Origin of the sequence: Aeromicrobium sp. NPDC092404 (assembly GCF_040684095.1) — a bacterium.
In the GTDB taxonomy this organism is placed as follows: domain Bacteria; phylum Actinomycetota; class Actinomycetes; order Propionibacteriales; family Nocardioidaceae; genus Aeromicrobium.
The window spans coordinates 413,501-433,655 of the sequence record NZ_JBFBFI010000002.1 but is presented as its reverse complement, the minus strand read 5'-3'; the positions used below and the strand labels follow the sequence as shown (position 1 = coordinate 433,655).

Genomic DNA, 20,155 nt, shown 5'->3' with positions numbered 1-20,155 from the left:
GGGAGGACGGCATGAGCACGCGACGTGGACTGGGACGTGGACTGGAGTCACTCATCCCGTCGGGGCCGGCCGAGGCCGCGGCCTCCGGGCTCCAGGAGATCGACGGCGCGCGCTTCGCCGAGATCCCCCTGGACCAGATCGTGGCCAACCCCAGGCAGCCGCGGCACGTGTTCGACGAGGACCACATGGCCGAGCTGGTCCACTCCATCAAGGAGGTCGGCCTGCTCCAGCCCATCGTGGTGCGTGAGGTCGCCAAGGACCGCTACGAGCTCATCATGGGGGAGCGGCGTTGGCGGGCCAGCGGCAAGGCCGGTCTTGCGACCATCGGCGCGATCGTCCGCGACACGTCCGACGAGGACCTGCTCCGAGACGCCCTTCTGGAGAACCTGCATCGGTCCAACCTCAACCCGTTGGAGGAGGCGTCGGCCTACCAGCAGCTGCTCGAGGACTTCGGCTGCACCCACGAGGAGCTGGCCGATCGCATCGGCCGCTCCCGGCCGCAGATCAGCAACACGCTGCGGCTGCTCAAGCTCTCGCCTGCGGTCCAGCGGCGGGTGGCCGCCGGCGTGCTGTCGGCCGGTCACGCCCGCGCACTGGTCAGTGTGGCGAACCCCGAGATCCAGGACCGTCTCGCGACCCGGGTGGTGGCCGAGGGCCTCTCGGTCCGGGCCCTCGAGGAGATCGTGACGGTGGGCCCTGAGTCGACCAGACGACCCGCGGCACGCCAGACACCCAAGGTCTCGGCACCCCGGCTGGCCGACCTGGCAGCCCGGCTGTCCGAGCGGTACGACACGCGGGTCAAGGTGGACCTCGGCCGGTCGAAGGGCAAGGTCACCGTCGAGTTCGCAACCCTCGAGGACCTCGAGCGGATCGTCGACCTGATGGACCCGGAGAAGAACTAAAGAGACAAGTCGACAAATAGACTAAGCAACAAGAAGCCCCGGTGAGCGTGTCACCGGGGCTTCGTGGTTGAACGGGTTGTGCGACTAGCTCGCGTGCTCCTCGAGCTCGCTGAGGATCGCGCTCTTCGGTCGGACACCGACGATCGAGCGGACGACCTCACCCTTGTAGTAGAGGTTCATCGTGGGCAGCCCGGTCACGCGGTACTGGGCCGGGGTGACCGGGTTGGCGTCAGCATCCATCTTGACGATCGTGAGCTTCTCGCCCTTCTCCTTGGCGATCTCCTCGAGGATCGGAGCGAGCTGGCGGCACGGTCCGCACCAGCTGGCCCAGAAGTCGACGAGGACGGGACCGTCGGCCTTGAGGACCTTCTCGTCGAAGTCGGCGTCGGTGACGGCGGTGATGTCTGCCATGGGTTCTCCTTCAGGTCTGTCTTGGGTTCAACGTCGGTGGGCGTGGGTTATTCCACGAGGGCAGCAGCCGGCGCGGGGGCTCCGGCATGCTCGATGTCGGCGAGGTAGCGCTCGGCGTCGAGCGATGCCGCGCAGCCGGTGCCGGCCGCGGTGATGGCCTGGCGGTAGGTGTGGTCGACCAGGTCGCCTGCGGCGAAGACGCCCGGGAGGTTGGTCGCGGTCGACCCGGCCTGGACCAGGACGTAGCCCTCGTCGTCGAGCTCGACCTGCCCCTTGAGCAGCTCCGAACGCGGGTCGTGGCCGATCGCGATGAACAGCCCGGTGGCGTCGATGCGGCGCAGCTCGCCCGTGACGGTGTCGCGCAGCGTGATGCCCTCGAGCTTGTCCTCGCCGTGCAGCTCGGCGACCTCGGCGTTCCACTCGAACGCGATCTTGTCGTTGGCGAAGGCCCGGTCCTGCATGATCTTGGAACCCCGGAGCTGGTCGCGGCGGTGAACCATCGTCACCTTGGACGCGAAGCGGGTCAGGAACGTCGCCTCCTCGAGCGCGGAGTCACCGCCGCCAACCACGACGATGTTCTGCTCGCGGAAGAAGAACCCGTCACACGTCGCGCACCACGAGACGCCGTGGCCCGACAGCCGGTCCTCACCCTCGACCTCGAGCTTGCGGTAGCCCGAGCCCATGGCGAGCACGACGGCGCGTGCGCTGTAGGTCGTGCCGTCGGCCAGCGAGACCGTCTTGACGTCGCCCGTCAGGTCGACGGCGGTCACGTCGTCGCTGATGAGCTCGGCGCCGAACCGCTCGGCCTGGGCGCGGAGCTTGTCCATCAGGTCCGGGCCCATGATGCCGTCGGGGAAGCCGGGGAAGTTCTCGACGTCGGTCGTGTTCATCAACGCGCCGCCGGCGGTGACCGAGCCCTCGAAGACGAGCGGCTCGAGGTTGGCGCGTGCGGCGTAGACCGCCGCGGTGTAGCCGGAGGGTCCCGACCCGATGATGATGAGGTTGCGGACTGAGTCGCTCATGAAGTGCCTTCTGATCGTGGTACGGGTATCAACGAATACTAGGTGTTGCGCATTCCCGGCCCGGACACCGTCTCGGCGCGTTCAGGACCGGCCGCGGATGACGACCTCGAGGATCTCGCCGCGGAAGCTGTCGGGCTCGACCTCGGGCAGCGAGCGCAGCCACACCACGACGTACCGGGTGAGGATGCCCGAGTCCAACGACACCGTCGAGTCCGTCCCGGAGTCGTTGAGGACGGCGACCTGGCGCAGCCCCCGCAGCGAGCGGGGGACGGTGGTCGCGGAGCCCGACGAGGCGTAGATCTGGAAGCTGGTCGGCGCGCCGGCGAGGCGGACCCGCAGCGACTCGACCTCGCGCTGTCCACCGAGATCCAGCACGAGGCCCACCCCGTCCTTGAGCCCGCCGAGCTCCGGCGAGCCGAGGTAGGTCGAGGTCCGCCAGCCCGTGGACAGGTCGTCGTCGACGGCCAGCCGGGCCTGGTCGGCATTCTCCTGCTCGTCCTCGCCCAGGGGGTCGAAGTCGACGGCTCGTTGCACCGGCAGGACGCGCAACGGGCTGGAGCGCTCGATCGGGTCGCTGCTGTCGGTGGTCGACCGGCCCACGAGGAACGCCAGGACCGTGGCGATGAACAACGTTCCGACGATGCCGAGGAGCACCAGCCCGCGATCGCCCTTGGCCGCCCGCCTGGCCCGCTCCTTGCCGCGCTCGAGCGTCGTCGGCGGCGCCGGCTGGTACGCCTTGGGGCGGCGACGTGGCGGCTCGAGGCCGGGTGGCGGACCCTCCGGCACGATGACCGGATCGAGGCGCAGGAGGTCGGGCGACGACATGCTCGCGAGGCTCGGCTGGTCGTCGTGCAGGTCGTCGTCCTCGCCCGACAGCCGGAGCGTCCGCGCGATGTCGCCGGCCTTGCGCAAAGGTGCAGCGTGGTTGCGAGGCGGCGTGCCCAGGATCCGGTCGCACGTCGTGTCGACGTCGCGGGAGACACCGGCGCGCACCTGCCGGGGTCGCAGCAGCCGGCCGTGCTCGGTGGGCGCTGCGGGCAGGCCATCGACCTGCGCGCCCGGCCACCGCGCCGTCAGGCACGCGTAGAGCAGCTTGCCGATCGCCTGGACGTCGAGCTGCTCGTACCCCTGCAGGTCCGCCAGGGAGTCCTGACGACCGACCGGCGACAACGCCGTCGTGACGCCGAGCCCGACGACGCGCACGGCGCCGGACTGCTTGAGCAGGACCTGGTGAGGCGTGAGTCGGCGGTGGTAGACCCCGTGCTCGTGGGCGGCGGCGAGGGCCTCGGCGACCTCCGCGACGACCGTCGCCGCTCGGCGATTGGGCAACGGCGACTGCGCGAGCAGCTGGTCGAGCGGGAAGGCGCGGGCCCACTCGCGGACGACCAGGTGGTGGTGCTGCTCGTCCTCGATCAGGTCGAGGACCCGGAGGAACCGGGGATCGGTGACCGAGGTGGACTCACGGGCGGCCTGCAGGAAGTGCTCAGCGCGCGGATCGCCGCTGGAGAGCATCTCGATGCCGACGTTGCGGTTCAGCACCTGGTCGTGAGCGCGCCACGTCGTCGACCCGAGCTTCTCGTTGACGAGGTCCTGGAGCTCGTAGCGATGGGCGAGCACGTCACCGGAGGCCAGCAGCCGCCTCTCGCTCATCACCACTCCTTCTCGGAACCATTCCCATGCTAGTCCGCGTGTGGAGGCAGGACCGGGTGATTCAGGTGCGGCGACGCAGGGTGTCGACGACGTACGTCAGCTGGTCCATGCCCACTGTGCGAGCTGCGACGACGTACGTGATGGCGCCGGCGAACCCGGCGACGGCGGTCGTGATCGCGCCACCGACCGCGCGAGCGGGCTCGATGCCGACGGTGTCGAGGCCGTGCGCGAAGCCGAGCGCGACAAAGGCCGCCAGCCCGCAGGAGACGACAAGGCGTACGGCGAAGACCAGCATCTCCCGGTCGAAGACGTTGCCGACCGCGAAGGCGAGCAGCGATGCGGACAGGATCGAGCCCACGAGGTAGGCGATGCCGAACGACAGGGCCAGCATCATGGCCACGCGAGCCGGCTCGACGGCCGAGGCGAGCTGGAAGGCCAGTCCGATGTTGACCGTCGCGATGACGACCTGGATGAAGAACGGGGTGCGGTTGTCCTCGTTGGCGTAGAACCCCCGCAGCATCAGGTAGTGGATCGTGAACGTCACCATGGCGAGTGAGAACGCCTGGATCGTGTGCCCGATCGCGACGGTCTGACCGCCGAGGGAGCCCACGCCGCCGGCGATCGCCGTCATCGGCTGGCCGAGACAGAGCAGACCGACGGCGACCGGTGCCACGATCGACAGCGCGATGCGCACGGTGCGACCGAGCTCGACCCGGAACCGGCGGTAGTGCCGGTCCGCCGCCAGCCCCGCGAGCGTGGGGATCACCGCGGTCGCGAGTGACACGGTGATGACGCCGTGCGGCAGCTGGCTGATGAGGAAGCCGAGACCGTAGACCGTCGAGCCGGCGGCGGCCTGCCCGTCGATCGCGCCGGTGATCGTGGCACTGGTGGCGATCTTGTTGATCGTGATGAACGCGACCTGGTTGGCGATGATGAACGCCAGCGTCCAGGCGCCGAGCTTGAGCGTCTTGCCCAGACCGACGCCGCGGAAGTCGAATCGTGGCCGGTAGCGGAAGCCGGCGGCCCGGAGATAGGGCACCAGCACCATGGCCTGCAGGGCGATCGCCGCGGTCGATCCGAGGCCGAGGACCATGGCCTCCGAGGTGGTGAACCCGTCGACGCCGTTGCTGGCGCCGAACACCACGGCGTACGCGATGATGACCGCGCACGCGACGACGTTGTTGATGATGGGCGCCCACATCATGGGGCCGAAGCGGCTGCGGGCGTTGAGCACCTGGCCGGTGAGCACGAACGCGCCGTAGAAGAACACCTGCGGGAGGCACAGCAGCATCAGCAGCCGAGCCGACTCCCGCTGGTCGCCCAGACCCTTGGTGAAGAGGTCGTCGTCGAAGACGACGTGCAGCAGCTGCGGCACGAGCAGCATCAGCACCACCGTGCCGACGCCCAGCACGAGCAGCCCGAGCGTGATGACGCGATTGGCGTACGCCGTGCCGCCGTCGTCGTCCTGCTTCATGGCCCGCACGAGCTGGGGAACGAGCACGACGTTGAACACGCCACCGGCGAGCAGGATGTAGAGCGAGTTGGGGATCGTGTTGGCGATGTCGAACAGGTCGGCGTTGAACTGGGTGCCGATCACGACGGCGAGCAGCGCGGCCCGGAGGAAACCGGTGACCCGCGAGACGATCGTGCCGAGCGCCATCCAGGCGCTGGCGCGGGCGATCGTCTGGTCAGTCATCGTCGTCCGCGGGGCGCTCGGACGCGACGCGGGTGCTGGTGCGACGCCGGCTGAAGCGGCGGACCAGCGCGGCGAGGACCAGCAGCGCCGCGAGGCCCATCGCGACCCAGAGGACGACGCCGATCTTGCTCGACCGGACGTTGAACTCGTCGGGCAGCCCGATCGCCTTGCCGTCGGTCGACCTGAGGCGCGCGGTGACGGACGTCGTGTTCTGGCGGCCCAGGTCGACGTCGACCGTGACCGTCCGGCGCTCGCCCGCGCCGATGTCGACCGGCTCGACGTCGGGGATGCGGAGCGCTGGATTGCTGGAGTCGAGCGAGACACCCACCCGGATGGCCTCGTCGGTGCCGTTGCGGATCGTGATGGGGAAGCCGCCCTTGGAGCTGGACAGCGTCACCGAGGGCGGGGCCTTGATCGTGATGCGGCGGAGCTCGGCGCCGGCCTCGCGGGCGAGCTTCTCGGCGATCGCGGTCCCGGCCGCCGGGTCCCTGCGCCAGCGCACGCCGAGGACGCTGGCCACGTCCTGCGCCAGTGCGTCGTCGACCGCGTCGCTCTGCGGGATCACCGAGCTCAGCGCGTTGCCCTTGGCCACGATGCCGGCGGCGGCGTCGAGCTGCGCGCGGCTCAGGGGACGGTCCTTGGCTGCCGCGACCTTTCCGCCGTACCTCGCGAGCGGCCGGGTCAGGACGGACTCGAGGCTCGTGGGACTCGTGAACGGCGTCTCGAACGCCTGGGACAGCCGGCCCACCGACCACCGCGGTCCGGGGTTCCACCGCGGATCGACCATCGTGATGGCATCAGCACGGGACTTGGGGTCGATCTCGCGCTGCAACGTCGCGAGTGCAGCCTCGCTGAGGATGCGTTGACGCAGCGTCACGACCGAGTCCTGACCCGGCACGCCTGCGTCGAGCTCGTCGGTCACGAGAAGCGGCATCGGTCCGCTGGGAGTCGCGTAGCGGACCACCGAGCCCTGTCGACGGTCCCAGTCCGGCAGCGCCTCGGACGCGACGACGACCGGGCTGTCGCCCGAGCCGCGAAGGTCTCGGAGCAGCCGTGCGGTGACGCCCCGCTTGGTGGGCCACGACGTCCTGCGGCCGAACAGCTGGAACGTCGTGAGGGTCGAGTCAGTGGCACGGTTGACGGCAGCGCGCAGAGGTCCTTCGAGGCCGCCGCTCTGCGACAGCCCGAGGACGTCGGGCCGGTCGAAGCCGAGGATCCAGCACCCGCGGAGCCGCGCGAACGCCAGGAGGTCGCCGAGGAACCGCCTGGCCTCGGCCCTCTGCTGCTCCGTGAGCTCGACGCCGTCGGGCAGGCGACGGTCGCGGGCCAGGTCGTCGACCCCGACGAGCAGTGCCGGGTCGATCAGGGCTGTCGACGCGTTGCCACCGGTGTCGACCGCGAGGTCGAGCAGGTTGCGGAGCCGGCCGCCGGGCGAGACCGCGGTGAGCAGGCCCTTGGGATCGGCGTAGTCGCCGTCGTAGCCCCGGCGGTCGGGCATGAGGAACGGCCAGACGACCGCCGACGGGACCCGCGGATGTCCCGAGGACACCAAGGGGAGGAAGGTCGTGGCGCGGGCGATGGCATCGGTGCTGCGCTGTCCGCCGGTGTCGGTGCCGAGGATCTGGACGCCGACGGGATAGACCCCTTCTGCCCCACTGATGCGGAGCTGGGCCGCGGGCACCCGAACCGTGAACCGGAGGGTCTGTTTGGGTGCGAGATCACCCAGGTCGTCGAACGTGCCCGGGTCGATGACACGGGCGCCGGTGTAGGCATCACCGTTGTCGATCGCGTCCTCGACCTGGGCCCGAGTCGTGAACGGGACGGTCGGGATCACGAGGTAGGCCTGCACGTTGGACCAGGCGTGGTCGTCGTGGTTGGTCACCGTGCCCGTCATCGTGACGGTGGCGGGGCCGCCCAGCCGGCTGGGGCTGAGGGTCTGGATGCTGACCCCCAGCTGCGGGTCCTGGTCGGCTGCCCGCGCCGGCAGGCCGGGCGCGACGACGGTGCCGAGGATCATCGCGAGCAGCGCGACGAGGACGGGACGACGGCGGCTGCTCACCCGAACATGCTAGGCCGTACGCCTGCGTGGACGGCCGCACAGGCGTCGCCGCGCCGGATCGCGGCGTCCGGAGGCCGATAGAGTATGTCCTCGTGCCCACGTCCACGCTGAACCCGGATCGCCGCGCCAGGATCGAGGCGTCGCTGCAGGCCAACCCTTTCCTGGCCGAGCTCGGAGCGCTGTTCGAGAAGGCTGGTCACGAGCTGGCGATCGTCGGCGGACCCGTGCGCGACGCGGTGCTCGGTCGACCGGGCAACGACTGGGACTTCTCCACCTCGGCGCGACCCGCAGAGATCGAGCGCATCGCGGGGTCGTGGGCGGACGCGGTGTGGGACGTCGGCCGGGAGTTCGGCACGATCGGGCTGCGCAAGGGCGAGCACGACCTCGAGATCACGACCTATCGCAGCGACGCGTACGACTCGGAGTCGCGCAAGCCCGAGGTGCAGTTCGGTGACACGCTCGAGGGCGACCTGTCCCGCCGCGACTTCGCGGTCAACGCGATGGCCATCCGGCTGCCGTCAGCCGAGTTCGTCGACCTGTTCGGCGGGCAGGACGACCTGGACGACCGGCTGCTGCGCACCCCCGTGACCCCCGAGCAGTCGTTCAGCGACGACCCGCTGCGGATGATGCGAGCTGCCCGGTTCGTGTCGCAGCTCGGCTTCGCCGCAGCGCCGGACGTCGTGGCGGCGATGACCGACATGGCCGGTCGTCTCGAGATCGTCTCGGCCGAGCGCGTGCGCGACGAGCTCAACAAGCTGCTCCTGGGCGCCCACCCCGTTGCCGGGTTGCGGTTGCTCGTCGACACCGGCCTGGCGGCCCAGATGCTGCCCGAGCTGCCGGCGTTGATCCTCGAGCGCGACGAGCACCACCGGCACAAGGACGTCTACGAGCACTCGTTGATCGTCCTGGAGCAGGCGATCGCGCTCGAGCATCGGCTCGAGACCCGGCCGGATCTCGTGATCCGCCTCGCTGCGCTGCTGCACGACATCGGGAAGCCCAAGACCCGCCGGTTCGTCGAGGGCGGCACCGTGACGTTCCACCACCACGACGTCGTCGGCGCCAAGCTGGCGCGCAAGCGCATGCGGGCGCTGCGCTACAGCAACGACCTCACCGACCAGGTCGCCAAGCTCGTCGAGCTGCACCTGCGCTTCCACGGCTACGGCTCCGGGGAGTGGACCGACTCGGCCGTGCGCCGCTACGTCCGCGACGCCGGCGACCAGCTCGAGCGCCTGCACATCCTGACCCGGGCCGACTCCACGACGCGCAACCAGAAGAAGGCACTGCGCCTCCAGCGCACCTACGACGAGCTCGAGGAGCGGATCGCGGTGCTGGCCGAGCAGGAGGAGCTCGGCTCGATCCGCCCCGACCTCGACGGGCAGCAGATCATGACGATCCTCGGCATCGGTCCGGGGCCGGAGGTCGGCGAGGCGTACCGGTTCCTGCTGGACCTGCGGATGGACCGCGGCCCGCTGAGCGAGGCCGACGCGACCGAGGCGCTCAAGGCGTTCTGGGCCGCCCGCAGCTGACGGGGACGCACGAAGGGCCGGCTCCCCTCAGCCGGCCCTTCGACGCGCAGGTGCCTACTTCGCCGGGATCCCGTCGGCCGGCGGGACCGTCGGGTCCTCGGTGTACTCCTCGACCGGGGTGTCGCCGTCATCGGTGGAGTACGTCGGGCCGAAGTAGTCCTGCGAGTCGCCGGTCACCTTCGCCATGCGCACCCCGCCGTAGCCGGCGTGGTCGTCCGGCGAGTAGCGCAGCTTGCCGAGACCGGAGCCGTCGAGGCCGCCCTTCTCGATCGTCTCCATCAGGCCCTCGCGGGTGAGGTCCTTGCCGGTCTGTTGAAGGGCCTGGACGAAGAGGTACCCGACCGTCATGCCGTACACCGTGTTGCCGGTGAACGGCGCGTCCTTGTTGAAGTCGGCGTTGATCTTCTTGAACTGCTTGATCCACGGGTCCTGGTCGTCGAACGCCGACGGCAGGTAGTTGGTGGACAGGAATCCCTCGAGCAGCGGCGCCGCGTCGCCCAGGGCACCGCCGACGGTGTTGAGGTCCGCGCCGACCGAGGTGGCGATCCACTGCGGCTGGAACTTGAGCCGTGCCGCGGTGCCGACGGCGAGCGCCGTGAAGCCCGGCACCGTGGCGAGCGACACGACCTCGCAGCCGGCTGCCTTGAGCTTGCCGATCTGCGGGCCGACGTTGGTGTTGCTGGTGACGTACTTCTGCCGCTCGGCCACGCCATCCTCGCCGAGGATCTGGGTCAGGCCCTTCAGCGCGTCACGGCCGAAGTCGTCGTCCTGGCCGAGGAAGCACACCTTCTTGTCGGCGAGGTTCTCCTTGATGTAGGTCGCCTGCACCTTGGTCTCGGTGGTGTAGTCGGCCTGGAACCCGAACGTCGTGGGGTACTTGTCGACCTGGTTCCAGTTGCGGCTGCCCGAGGCCACGAACAGGTCGGGCACCTTGTTGGTCTTGAGGAAGTCCAGGACTCCGGTGTGCGTCGGCGTGCCGAGGCCGTTGACGATCGCGAAGACCTTGTCCTTGAGGACCAGCTCACGGACGACCTTCTGCGTGTTGGCCGGGTTGTAGCCGTCGTCCTTGATCTCGTACGAGATCTTGCGGCCGTGCACGCCGCCCTTGCTGTTGACGTAGTCGAAGTACGCCTTGGTGGCCGGCGAGATCGAGGAGTAGCCGGCGGCGGCCGGTCCGGTCAGCGGCTGGTGCGTGCCGATCTTGATCGTGGTGTCGGTGACACCGGGCGCCGAGGATCCGCCGCCCCCGTCCCCGCCGCACGCGGCGAGGGTGCCGATCAGGGTGAACGAGGCGACCGCCGTGACGGATCGCCGCAGGCGTGACAGGTGCTCATGCATCGATGGACTCCGAACTGGTTGTGATGGGTGGGACTTCCGAGGGGGCAGGAGCGGGGCGCGCGCGGAGGCGGCGCGTGGCGGCGTCGACGAGGCCCTGGATCCCACGAGGGAAGAGGATCGTGACGAGGATCAGGACCAGGCCGAACACGGCGAGCGAGAGGTTGCCGTCGAGGCGTTCGGCGAGCCGGGGCGACGAGCCGATGCTGTCGGCCAGGGAGTCGGTGATCTCCGGCAGCGCGACGAGCAGCAGCGCACCCCAGACCGCTCCGGCCAACCGGCCGACCCCGCCGATCACGACCGCCATCAGCAAGAAGAGGGAGAACGCCAGCGAGAAGCCGCCCGGCGAGACCGACTGCGTGAGGATCGCCAGGATCCCCCCGCCCAGCCCCGCGGTCGCGGCACTGACGACGAACACCACGACCTTGGTGCGCTGCACGTTGATGCCGGCGAGCCGCGCCGCGACCTCGTCGTCACGCACCGCGCGCATCTCGCGGCCGAACCGGCTGTGGACGAGGTTGGCGAGCAGGAACATCGTCAGCAGCGCCGCGAGGCAGGCGATCCACGCCTGCCACCGCTCCAGCGGGAACATCACGCCGAGGCTCGCAGGCGCGGGCTCGACCAGCACCGAGAGGCCTTGGTCGCCGCCGAGCTGGTCGGCGAACGTCGTCGTGATCGCCGGCACGACGATCGTCAGCGTGAGGGTCAGCCCGGCGAGGTAGGGACCGAAGAGCCGTGCCCCGGCGAGACCCACGATGCCCCCGGCCGCCGCCGTCACGACGACCGCGGCGACGAGCGGCACCAGCAGCAGGAGCGGGCCGGTCGTCCCGCCGTCCCCGAGCTCGGTGGCGACCAGGGCGTACGTGTAGGCGCCGACCGCCATCAGGGCGCCGTGGCCGAGGGAGAGCTGGCCGGACAACCCGACCAGGACCGTCAGGCCGGCCGTGGCGCAGAGGTACGCGGCCATCGTCGCGAGCTGGTAGTTGCGGTAGGGCGAGAGCGCGAACGTCAGCGCGAAGATCGCAGCACCGGCGGCCAGCGTGATCAGGGCGTGCCGCAGCAGGGTGTGGCGGGCGAGGAGATCGATCATCGTCAGACCTGCCTTGCCGTGGCGCGGCTGAACAGGCCGGAGGGTCGCAGGAGCAGGACCCCGATCAGCAGGCCGAGGATGACGACGGCCGACAGGTCGCTGCTGGAGTAGCCGCTGACGTACGACAGGACGAGCCCGACGCCGAGGCCGCCGACGACGGCGCCGATCGGGCTGTCGAGCCCGCCGACCACCGCGGCCGTGAAGGCGTAGACGAACACCAGGTCGGTCGCGTGGGGATGTGCCCCCAGCTCGGTCGGCACGACCAGCAGCGCCGCGAGCCCGCCGACCGCGCCGGCGAGGGCCCAGCTCAGGGTCAGCATGCGACTGACGTTGACGCCGAGGAGCCGGGCCATGTCTGGGGCGAACGCGGCGGCACGCATCTTCAGGCCGATGTCGGTGCGGGTGAAGGCGTAGCCGAGGCCGAGCATGACTGCCAGGACCGTCCCGAACACGAACAGGTCGTACGGCGAGAGCAGCGCCTGGTCGCCGATGCTGAGCGGGCTGCGGCTGAACGGCACGTCCATCGGCCGGTACTCGCTGCCGTAGACGACGCCGAGCACCGCCTGGATCACCAGCACCAGCCCGAGGGCGACGATGACCGCGTTGAGGTGCTGGGTCGGATCGACCCAGCGCATGACCAGGCGTTCGGTGAGGCCGCCGATCGCCAGGCCACTCAGGACGGCCGCGACCAGCCCGATCCAGTAGGACCCGGTCGCGTTCGTCACGCTGTAGGCGACGTACGTCGACGCGGCCGCCATCGCGCCCTGGGAGAAGTTGACGAGACGGGCGCCGCGCCAGATCAGCACCAGCGCGAGGGCGAACGCGGCGAACACGGCACCCCGGGCGAGGCCGTCGATGGTCAGGAAGATGAAGCGATCCACGTGTCAGAACCCCAGGTAGGCGTGTCGGAGGTCGTCGTCCGCCGCGATCCGGGCGGCGTCGTCCGAGACGACCACCGTGCCCAGTGAGAGGACGATGCCGCGGTCGGCGATCGACATCGCGCTGCGGACGTTCTGCTCGACGAGCAGGATCGAGAGCCCGGTCTCGTCACGAAGGCGACGAAGCAGGCCCATGATCTGCGCCGTGACCTTGGGCGCCAGACCGAGGGACGGCTCGTCGAGCAGCAGCAGCCTCGGTCGGGCGACCAGCGCCCGGCCGATCGCGAGCATCTGCCGCTCGCCGCCGGACAGCTGGTGGCCGGCGCTCGTGCGCCGGCGGGCCAGCGGCTCGAACAGCTCGTAGACCTCCGCAGTGGCACGGCGGGCGTCGTCCTTGTCCCGACGCCATACGTGGCCGAGGCGCAGGTTCTCCTCGACGGTGAGCTCGGTGATGACGCCGCGCCCCTCCGGCACGTGCGCGATCCCGCGGCGGACGAGGTCCTCGACCCGCGTGCCGCGCAGCTCTGCGCCGTCCCACGCGATGGCCCCGGCCGTGGGGACGAGCAGGCCCGAGAGTGCCCGAAGCAGTGTCGTCTTGCCGGCGCCGTTCGCGCCGACCACGGCGACGATGGTGCCGGGCTCGACGTCGAGGTCGACGTCGTGCAGCACGGGTGCCGCGCCGTAGCCGACCGTCAACCCGCGCACGTGCAGCGCACCCGTCCCGTCGGCCGGCATCAGGACGCCACCTCGGCACCGAGGTAGGCCTCGGCGACCTTCGGGTCGTTGCGCACCTGGTCCGGCGTGCCTGCTGCGATGACCTTGCCGAAGTCGAGCACGACGATCGAGTCGCAGACACCCATCACGAGGTCGACGTGGTGCTCGACGAGCATCACCGAGGAGCCGGCTCCACGGCTCGGGAGGCTCGTGATGAGCTGGCCGAGCTCGTCGATGTCGTCGTGGCCGAGGCCTCCGGCCGGTTCGTCGAGCAGCACGAGCCGTGGCTCGCAGATCAGGGCGCGGGCGAGCGCAGCGCGTTTGCTCACGGCGTACGGCAGGGTCGCCGGGCTGGCTCCGGCGTACGCACCCAGACCGAGCTCGTCGATCAGCGCGCCGGCCCGCTCGCGCAGGTCGCGCTCGTCACGGTCCGCCCGGGGCAGAGCGAGCAGACCGGAGAGGAAGCCGCTGCGTGCCGTGTGGGTCGCTCCGGCGACGACGTTCTCGAGGACCGTGAGGCCCGGGAACAGGCCGAGACCCTGCAGGCTTCGGGAGATGCCCTGCCGTGCGAGCCGGTGCGGCGCCGGTCGCCACGGTGCGCCGTCGAGGAGCAGCGTCCCCGCCTGGGGGCGGGTGAAGCCGCAGATCACGTTGAAGAGCGTCGTCTTGCCGGCGCCGTTCGGCCCGATGACCCCGACCACCTGCCCGGACGGCACCTCGAACGACACGGCGTCGAGTGCGCTGAGGCCGCCGAACGAGACCGACACCCCGTCGATCTCGAGTCGTGCACCGCCGGCGCCGTCGCGTGTGACGTGGGTCTCCCGATTCATGCACACAGAGTGTATGTTTTTTCGGCGGGCGTCAACCGGTCGGCTCATCCGGGCCCGGCGGTGGCCGTCCGAGGGTCATACTTGGCCCGTGGTGAGCAAGGAGAATCCGACGATGCCGAGCAACCGGCCGCGCAACACCGACGGTCGCATCGCGCGCGGTGAGCGCACCCGCGACGCCATCGTCGATGCGCACACCGAGCTGCTCCGCGAAGGTGTCCTGAAGCCGACCGCCAAGGTCATCGCCGAGCGGGCCGGGATCTCGTTGCGCACGGTCTGGCTCAACTTCAACGACCTCGAGGCCTTGCTCCGCGCCACGACCGCCTACTGGCTCGAGGCGGACGCCGAGCTCCGCCGAGACGTCGACCCGGCGCTGCCCCTGACGCAGCGGATCGAGCAGTACATCGCGCAGCGGGTGCGCCGCCTCGAGCACATCGCGCCGGCTGCGCGCTCGGCCGCGCTCGGCGAGCCGTTCTCCGCAGCCCTCCAGGCCAGCCGCCGGGCGCACGTGGAGCGTTCTTTGAGCGACCTTCGGCTCGCGTTCGCACCGGAGATCGAGGCCGCCAGGAGCGAGGGCGATGTGCTGGTGCGATCGCTGTTCCTCGCGACCAGCTGGCCCAGCTGGACGCAGCTGCGGGACGACTTCGGCCTGGGCGTCGCGGCCGCGACGAAGGTCGTGCGCCAGTCGATGACGGCGCTGCTGGAGACATGACGAAGGGCCGGCCCCGAACGGGACCGACCCTGCGTCAAGCAGCGTGAGCGATCAGCGCTCGACCTCACCCGCGATGTACTTCTCGAGCATCTCGCGACCGAGGTCGTCGGGACGCTGCTCCGGGGGCGACTTCATCAGGTAGGACGAGGCCGACAGCAGGGCGCCGCCGATGCCACGGTCCTTGGCGATCTTCGCCGCACGGATGGCGTCGATGATGATGCCGGCCGAGTTGGGCGAGTCCCAGACCTCGAGCTTGTACTCGAGGTTCAGCGGGACGTCACCGAACGCGCGACCCTCGAGGCGGACGTAGGCCCACTTGCGGTCGTCGAGCCACTGGACGTAGTCGCTCGGGCCGATGTGCACGTTCTTGGCGCCGAGGTCGTGGTCCAGGTTGGAGGTCACGGCCTGCGTCTTCGAGATCTTCTTGGACTCGAGGCGGTCACGCTCCAGCATGTTCTTGAAGTCCATGTTGCCGCCGACGTTGAGCTGGTAGGTGCGGTCGAGCACGACGCCGCGGTCCTGGAACAGCTTGGCCATGACGCGGTGCGTGATGGTGGCGCCGACCTGGCTCTTGATGTCGTCGCCGATGATCGGGACGCCGGCGTCCTCGAACTTGCGGGCCCACTCGGGGTCCGAGGCGATGAACACGGGCAGGGCGTTGACGAACGCGACCTTGGCGTCGATGGCGCACTGCGCGTAGAACTTGTCGGCCTCCTCCGAGCCCACCGGGAGGTAGGAGACGAGCACGTCGGCCTGGGTGTCCTTGAGGACCTGCACGACGTCGACCGCCGGGGCGTCCGACTCCTCGATCGTCTCGCGGTAGTACTTGCCGAGTCCGTCGAGCGTGTTGCCCTTCTGGACGATGACGCCGGTCGGCGGCACGTCGGCGATCTTGATCGTGTTGTTCTCGCTGGCCTGCGTCGCCTCGGAGAGGTCGAAGCCGACCTTCTTGGCGTCGACGTCGAACGCGGCGACGAACTCGATGTCCTTGACGTGGTAGTCACCGAACTCGACGTGCATGAGCCCGGGCACGTTGCCGTGGGGATCAGCGTCCTTGTAGTACTCGACGCCCTGGATCAGGGACGTGGCGCAGTTGCCCACACCCACAATTGCTACGCGTACCGAACCCATGGGTTCTCCTTCATTGATGTGTTCACTTCTCGGTCGTGTTGAGGTCTGTGCTGGTCGTGCCGTCTGCATCGGGATAGCCCCCGGAGCGTTCGCGATCGATGAGCTCGGTCAACCACTTGACCTCGCGCTCGACCGACTCCAGGCCGTGCCGCTGCAGCTCCAACGTGTAGGAGTCGACCCGGTCCCGCTTCCGCTGCCCTGCCTTGCGGACGTGGTCGAGGCGCTCCTCCAGTCGGCTTCGTCGTCCCTCGAGGATGCGAACCCTCGAGGCGGCGTCGGTGCGCGCGAAGAACGCGAACCGTACGCCGAACGTCTCGTCGTCCCACGTCGAGGGACCGGAGTCCTCGAGCGCCTGGGCGAAGTGTTCCTTGCCCTCGGCGGTGAGCTTGTAGACGATGCGGGCCCGGCGTCCCCGCCCCTCGGTCTCGGCGGACTCGTCGGCCACGATGTAGCCGTCCTTGCCGAGTGCCTTGAGGCAGGGGTAGAGCGTGCCGTAGGACAGGACGCGGCCCCAGCCGAGCAGGGCGTTGACCTGCTTGCGCAGCTCGTAGCCATGCATCGGGGCATCGTGCAGCAGTCCGAGGACTGCCACCTCGAGTGCCGCGCCGCGTCGTGTCATCTGCCCGTCCTGACAAAGTGTGTCATTTGTTCGTATATCGGAACGATACATCTAACTGGTGTATCGACAAACTCCCGACCTTCGTGACGCAGCACACGCGGCCCGGGCTCGATTAACCAATCCTCAGGTAGGTTCGGCACACTTGGTCGTTGACGGATCCGAATCCGGGATCCCCATGGAGGTAGACAGACCCTTGGCAACACAGCGAAAGAAAGCGCCACGCCCTGACGCAGAAGGCGGGCGCCTCAAGGCGATGGCCCGCAGGATCGGCGGACGCGGACCCTGGTGGCTGTCCACGATCCGGTGGGGAGCCTTCCTCGGCGTGCTCGGCGTGCTGTTCGCAGCGGGCACCTTCTTCATCCTCTACCAGTCGATCAGCATCCCGACCGAGAACGCCGCGTTCAAGACCCAGACGACCAAGGTCTACTACTCCGACGGCAAGCACGTGCTCGGCACGTTCGCGACGCAGGACCGCGAGAGCATCTCCATCGACGAGATCCCGGCGTCGATGCAGGCCGCGGCGATCGCCGCGGAGGACCGCTCGTTCTACTCCAACCGCGGCATCGACATCAAGGGCATCATCCGTGCGGCGCGCAACAACGCCACGAGTGGCGAGATCCAGGGCGGCGGCTCGACCATCACGCAGCAATACGTCAAGATCCTCTACCTGACGCAGGAGCAGTCCTACAAGCGCAAGGTCAAGGAAGCGATCTTGTCGCTCAAGATCCACAACCAGCTGAGCAAGAAGGAGATCCTGCAGGGCTACCTCAACACGATCTACTTCGGCAACGGTGCGTACGGCGTCCAGGTCGCCGCGAAGACGTACTTCGACAAGCCCGCCTCCGAGCTCAACTACGCCCAGTCGGCGATGCTCGCCACGATCATCAACAGCCCGTCGTTCTACGACCCGTACGCCGAAGGTGCCGAGGAGCGCATCGGCCCGCGCTTCCGCTACGTGCTCAACGGCATGGCCAAGGACGGCGCCATCACCGAGGAGGAGGCCGCGAGGTTCAGCGACCGCCTGCCGAAGTTCGCCCCCAAGCGCGAGATCAACCGCTTCAGCGGCTCGAAGGGTTATCTGCTCGACCTCGTCAAGAAGAAGATGGACGCCGAGGGCTTCTCGTCCCAGGAGGTCGACGGCGGCGGCCTGCGGATCGTCACGACGTTCAACTTCAACAAGCAGAAGGAAGCAATCGCCGCGATCAAGGCGCACCGCCCGGAGGGCAAGAAGGAGCTGCACCAGTCCCTCGTCTCGGTCAAGCCCGGCACGGGAGCCGTGCAGGCGATGTACGCCGGTCGCGACTACCTCAAGAACCAGGTCAACTGGGCGACGTCCCCCACCCAGCCCGGCTCGACGTTCAAGGTGTTCTCGGTCATCGCCGCGCTCGAGAACGGCTACAGCCTCAAGACCAAGCTCAACGGCTCGTCGCCGCTGATCATCGACGGCAAGCAGGCCACCGAGAACCAAGGCGACAGCGGCGGAGCCTCGTTCGGCAGCGTCCCGCTCGAGTTCGCGACGCAGAAGTCGGTCAACACCGCGTTCGTCGACCTGATGGACCAGATGAAGGACGGCCCGGACAAGACCCTCGAGGCGGCCGAGAAGGCCGGCATCCCGGCTCGCGTCCTCGACCCGGTCCGCGAGGCCGGAGCACCGCTCGTGACCCCGCTCGGGTTCTTCGGCGTGGCCCCGGTCGACATGGCCAACGCCTACGCGACGCTGGCGGCGCAGGGCAAGCGCGCCAACTGGTACGTCATCGAGTCGGTCAAGGACTTCCGCGGCAAGACGCTGCACAAGCACAAGGTCGAGACCGAGCAGACGATCCCCAAGGACGTCGCGGCCGACACGATCGCCGCGATGCAGAAGGTCGTCAACTCCGGGGGCGCCGGCACCGGCTCCAACGGTCGGACGGTCTGCCCGACGGCGGGCAAGACCGGCACCGCGACGGCCGGCCCTGACGACGACCAGCACGTGTCGTCGTCGTGGTTCGCCGGCTTCACGCCGAAGCTCGCGACCGCGGTGATGTACAACCGCGGCAAGCTCGGCAACGCCGACCTCGAGGGCTACATGGTGCCGTTCTTCGGTGGCCAGATCCCGGCCCTGACGTTCCAGACGTACATGAACGACGCGCTCGAGGGCACGGAGTGCGGCACGTTCCCGCCCCCGGCAAACATCAAGGGCACGAAGGGCACGACCTACCAGAAGCCGGCCCCCAAGTGCGGCGACGGCCAGCGGCTCAACGACAGCAAGACCAGGTGCGTCGACGAGCCGAAGCCCAAGCAGGAGCGGTGCGGCGCGGACGAGCAGCCGGACGGCAATCTCGGGTGTGAGCCCAAGCCGGTGGAGACCTGCCCGCCGGGCCAGACCGGCACCCCGCCCGACTGTGTCGAGCCGGGTACGGACCCGGACGGGACCGATCAGGACGGCACCGATACCGACGGCAGCAATCCCAACGGCAACGGCAACGACGGCAACGGGATCCTGTTCGTCCTGGCCGCGCCGCTCGCCGGCCTGGGTCTCGGCATCCAGCGCAGGAAGCAGCCGCGCGCCTAGCGCAGGTTGATCGCGTCGAACGTGGCGGTGGTGAACCGCACCGCCACGTCGACGCGGTCGCCGACCTGTGGTGCCGTCACCGACGCGGGCAGGAACACCATGCTCGCCTGCATGTGCGGCGGCTCGGCGAACCACCGCTGCTTGCCGTCGATCGTGAACGGCGACAGCGAGAACCCCGCGGCCTCGAGCCCGCCCTTGGCGAGCGACTTGCCGCGCTGCACGACACCGGCGGACGCCTTGGGCGCCTCGAGGCCGATGCCGTTGCTCGTGCCGCCGGAGATGATCAGCAGCGTGCCGTCGCGGGGCATGGGCCGCTGGCGGTAGCCGACCCGCTCGCCGCGCGCGACGAGGTGGCTGTCGAGCACCGTCGCGCGTACGGTCAGGGCGCCGAGGTCGCCGAGCCACAGCAGCGTGCCCACGCGGGGCCGGATGTCGAGCTGGGGGCGGCGCTCACGCAGGATCGTCAGCTCGCCGGCCGTGAGGTGCGAGGCGTAGAACGTCGAGGCGTCGACCTGCGAGGCCTCGAGCGCGGCGGCCCAGTTCTCAGCCTCGCGCAGGTTGTCGCCGGACATCGGCAGGTGGATCGCGAAGCCCTCGACCCGCAGCTCGCCCAGCGCCGCCACCGCCGCTGCGAGCTCGTGCCGGTCGAGGCCGTGCCGCGCCATCGTCGTCTCGCCCTCGACCAGGACACGCGCGGTCGGGTCGGGCCCGGCAGCGAGCGCCGCGATGTCCTCGACCCGGCCGACCGTGTGGACGACGCGCTCGTCGTGGACGACGTCGGTGAAGAACGGCCGCCACGGCGTCAGCACCATGACGTCGCCGTCGAACGCCGCGAGTGCGCCGGGCACCTCGGCGTACGTGCCCACGGCGATCATCCCGAGTCCGAGGGCCTTGGCCTCGGCGGCGAGCAGGTCGCGACCCAGGCCGTAGCCGTTGCCCTTGACGACCGGCACGATGCCCGGGGTGCTCTCGACGACGGCGCGGAGACCGCGTCTCCAGCGCTCGGCGTCGATGTCCAGCTCGAACGTCACC

At 69.6% G+C, this 20,155-nt stretch carries 17 protein-coding genes; 4 read left to right on the top strand and 13 right to left on the bottom strand.

Annotated elements, in window-relative coordinates:
* Positions 1–11 precede the first annotated feature (11 nt).
* Entirely contained in the window at positions 12–902 is an 891-nt protein-coding gene (locus AB0N22_RS12510) for a ParB/RepB/Spo0J family partition protein (RefSeq protein ID WP_364640457.1), read from the top strand.
* 84 nt (positions 903–986) lie between these two features.
* On the opposite strand, the gene trxA is transcribed toward AB0N22_RS12510, so the two are convergent.
* From trxA to AB0N22_RS12485, 5 genes are all read right to left on the bottom strand, one after another.
* Positions 987–1,313 carry a thioredoxin gene (trxA, locus tag AB0N22_RS12505; RefSeq protein WP_056210625.1) on the bottom strand — a complete coding sequence of 109 codons (327 nt, stop codon included), beginning with the start codon at positions 1,311–1,313 and terminating at the stop codon, positions 987–989.
* 47 nt (positions 1,314–1,360) lie between these two features.
* Positions 1,361–2,335, bottom strand: a complete 975-nt coding sequence (gene trxB, locus AB0N22_RS12500) for a thioredoxin-disulfide reductase (RefSeq protein WP_364640454.1) — start codon at positions 2,333–2,335, stop codon at positions 1,361–1,363.
* Positions 2,336–2,416: 81 nt separating this feature from the next.
* Positions 2,417–3,985 (bottom strand): protein kinase family protein, encoded by a 1,569-nt coding sequence (locus AB0N22_RS12495; protein ID WP_364640451.1) that lies wholly within the window; start codon positions 3,983–3,985, stop codon positions 2,417–2,419.
* 61 nt (positions 3,986–4,046) lie between these two features.
* Positions 4,047–5,681 (bottom strand): murein biosynthesis integral membrane protein MurJ, encoded by a 1,635-nt coding sequence (gene murJ / locus AB0N22_RS12490; RefSeq protein ID WP_364640449.1) that lies wholly within the window; start codon positions 5,679–5,681, stop codon positions 4,047–4,049.
* Complete coding sequence (locus tag AB0N22_RS12485) at positions 5,674–7,740, bottom strand: DUF6049 family protein (protein WP_364640446.1); 2,067 nt, start codon at positions 7,738–7,740, stop codon at positions 5,674–5,676. The genes murJ and AB0N22_RS12485 overlap by 8 nt, the downstream gene beginning before the upstream one ends.
* Positions 7,741–7,847: 107 nt before the next feature.
* On the opposite strand from AB0N22_RS12485, the gene AB0N22_RS12480 reads away from it, so the two are divergent.
* Complete coding sequence (locus tag AB0N22_RS12480) at positions 7,848–9,266, top strand: CCA tRNA nucleotidyltransferase (protein ID WP_364642743.1); 1,419 nt, start codon at positions 7,848–7,850, stop codon at positions 9,264–9,266.
* Between the two features lie 54 nt (positions 9,267–9,320).
* Here the strand turns inward: AB0N22_RS12480 and AB0N22_RS12475 are convergent, their stop codons facing one another.
* The 5 genes from AB0N22_RS12475 to AB0N22_RS12455 are packed head-to-tail and all read right to left on the bottom strand — an operon-like array spanning position 9,321 to position 14,113.
* Positions 9,321–10,604 carry an ABC transporter substrate-binding protein gene (locus AB0N22_RS12475; protein WP_364640443.1) on the bottom strand — a complete coding sequence of 428 codons (1,284 nt, stop codon included), beginning with the start codon at positions 10,602–10,604 and terminating at the stop codon, positions 9,321–9,323.
* The gene (locus AB0N22_RS12470) at positions 10,597–11,691 is read right to left on the bottom strand and encodes a branched-chain amino acid ABC transporter permease (protein ID WP_364640440.1); all 1,095 of its coding nucleotides are present in this window, start codon (positions 11,689–11,691) and stop codon (positions 10,597–10,599) included. The genes AB0N22_RS12475 and AB0N22_RS12470 overlap by 8 nt, the downstream gene beginning before the upstream one ends.
* A gap of 2 nt (positions 11,692–11,693) precedes the next feature.
* Positions 11,694–12,572, bottom strand: coding sequence for a branched-chain amino acid ABC transporter permease (locus AB0N22_RS12465; RefSeq protein WP_364640437.1), 879 nt, complete (start codon positions 12,570–12,572; stop codon positions 11,694–11,696).
* Positions 12,573–12,575: 3 nt separating this feature from the next.
* Positions 12,576–13,304 carry an ABC transporter ATP-binding protein gene (locus AB0N22_RS12460; RefSeq protein ID WP_364640434.1) on the bottom strand — a complete coding sequence of 243 codons (729 nt, stop codon included), beginning with the start codon at positions 13,302–13,304 and terminating at the stop codon, positions 12,576–12,578.
* Positions 13,304–14,113 (bottom strand): ABC transporter ATP-binding protein, encoded by an 810-nt coding sequence (locus tag AB0N22_RS12455; protein WP_364640431.1) that lies wholly within the window; start codon positions 14,111–14,113, stop codon positions 13,304–13,306. The genes AB0N22_RS12460 and AB0N22_RS12455 overlap by 1 nt, the downstream gene beginning before the upstream one ends.
* Positions 14,114–14,201: 88 nt before the next feature.
* Here AB0N22_RS12455 and AB0N22_RS12450 point away from each other — a divergent pair, with 88 nt between their 5' ends.
* The gene (locus AB0N22_RS12450) at positions 14,202–14,822 is read left to right on the top strand and encodes a TetR/AcrR family transcriptional regulator (protein WP_364640429.1); all 621 of its coding nucleotides are present in this window, start codon (positions 14,202–14,204) and stop codon (positions 14,820–14,822) included.
* A 51-nt stretch (positions 14,823–14,873) separates the two neighbouring features.
* Here the strand turns inward: AB0N22_RS12450 and AB0N22_RS12445 are convergent, their stop codons facing one another.
* Positions 14,874–15,953: an inositol-3-phosphate synthase gene (locus tag AB0N22_RS12445; protein ID WP_364640426.1), complete on the bottom strand. Its 1,080-nt coding sequence runs from the start codon at positions 15,951–15,953 to the stop codon at positions 14,874–14,876.
* Positions 15,954–15,975: 22 nt separating this feature from the next.
* The gene (locus tag AB0N22_RS12440) at positions 15,976–16,572 is read right to left on the bottom strand and encodes a PadR family transcriptional regulator (protein WP_364640424.1); all 597 of its coding nucleotides are present in this window, start codon (positions 16,570–16,572) and stop codon (positions 15,976–15,978) included.
* A 253-nt stretch (positions 16,573–16,825) separates the two neighbouring features.
* Here AB0N22_RS12440 and AB0N22_RS12435 point away from each other — a divergent pair, with 253 nt between their 5' ends.
* The gene (locus tag AB0N22_RS12435; RefSeq protein WP_364640421.1) at positions 16,826–19,123 is read left to right on the top strand and encodes a transglycosylase domain-containing protein; all 2,298 of its coding nucleotides are present in this window, start codon (positions 16,826–16,828) and stop codon (positions 19,121–19,123) included.
* Here the strand turns inward: AB0N22_RS12435 and AB0N22_RS12430 are convergent.
* The gene (locus AB0N22_RS12430; protein WP_364640419.1) at positions 19,120–20,154 is read right to left on the bottom strand and encodes an alanine racemase; all 1,035 of its coding nucleotides are present in this window, start codon (positions 20,152–20,154) and stop codon (positions 19,120–19,122) included. The two genes, AB0N22_RS12435 and AB0N22_RS12430, sit on opposite strands and share 4 nt — an antisense overlap.
* Position 20,155 lies beyond the last annotated feature (1 nt).

Coding starts and splice junctions, on each gene's coding strand:
- AB0N22_RS12510 (WP_364640457.1), top strand. CDS start 12: ATGAGCACGCGACGTGGACTGGGACGTGGACTGGAGTCACTCATCCCG.
- trxA (WP_056210625.1), bottom strand. CDS start 1,313: ATGGCAGACATCACCGCCGTCACCGACGCCGACTTCGACGAGAAGGTC.
- trxB (WP_364640454.1), bottom strand. CDS start 2,335: ATGAGCGACTCAGTCCGCAACCTCATCATCATCGGGTCGGGACCCTCC.
- AB0N22_RS12495 (WP_364640451.1), bottom strand. CDS start 3,985: ATGAGCGAGAGGCGGCTGCTGGCCTCCGGTGACGTGCTCGCCCATCGC.
- murJ (WP_364640449.1), bottom strand. CDS start 5,681: ATGACTGACCAGACGATCGCCCGCGCCAGCGCCTGGATGGCGCTCGGC.
- AB0N22_RS12475 (WP_364640443.1), bottom strand. CDS start 10,604: ATGCATGAGCACCTGTCACGCCTGCGGCGATCCGTCACGGCGGTCGCC.
- AB0N22_RS12470 (WP_364640440.1), bottom strand. CDS start 11,691: ATGATCGATCTCCTCGCCCGCCACACCCTGCTGCGGCACGCCCTGATC.
- AB0N22_RS12460 (WP_364640434.1), bottom strand. CDS start 13,304: ATGCCGGCCGACGGGACGGGTGCGCTGCACGTGCGCGGGTTGACGGTC.
- AB0N22_RS12455 (WP_364640431.1), bottom strand. CDS start 14,113: ATGAATCGGGAGACCCACGTCACACGCGACGGCGCCGGCGGTGCACGA.
- AB0N22_RS12445 (WP_364640426.1), bottom strand. CDS start 15,953: ATGGGTTCGGTACGCGTAGCAATTGTGGGTGTGGGCAACTGCGCCACG.
- AB0N22_RS12440 (WP_364640424.1), bottom strand. CDS start 16,572: ATGACACGACGCGGCGCGGCACTCGAGGTGGCAGTCCTCGGACTGCTG.
- AB0N22_RS12435 (WP_364640421.1), top strand. CDS start 16,826: ATGGCCCGCAGGATCGGCGGACGCGGACCCTGGTGGCTGTCCACGATC.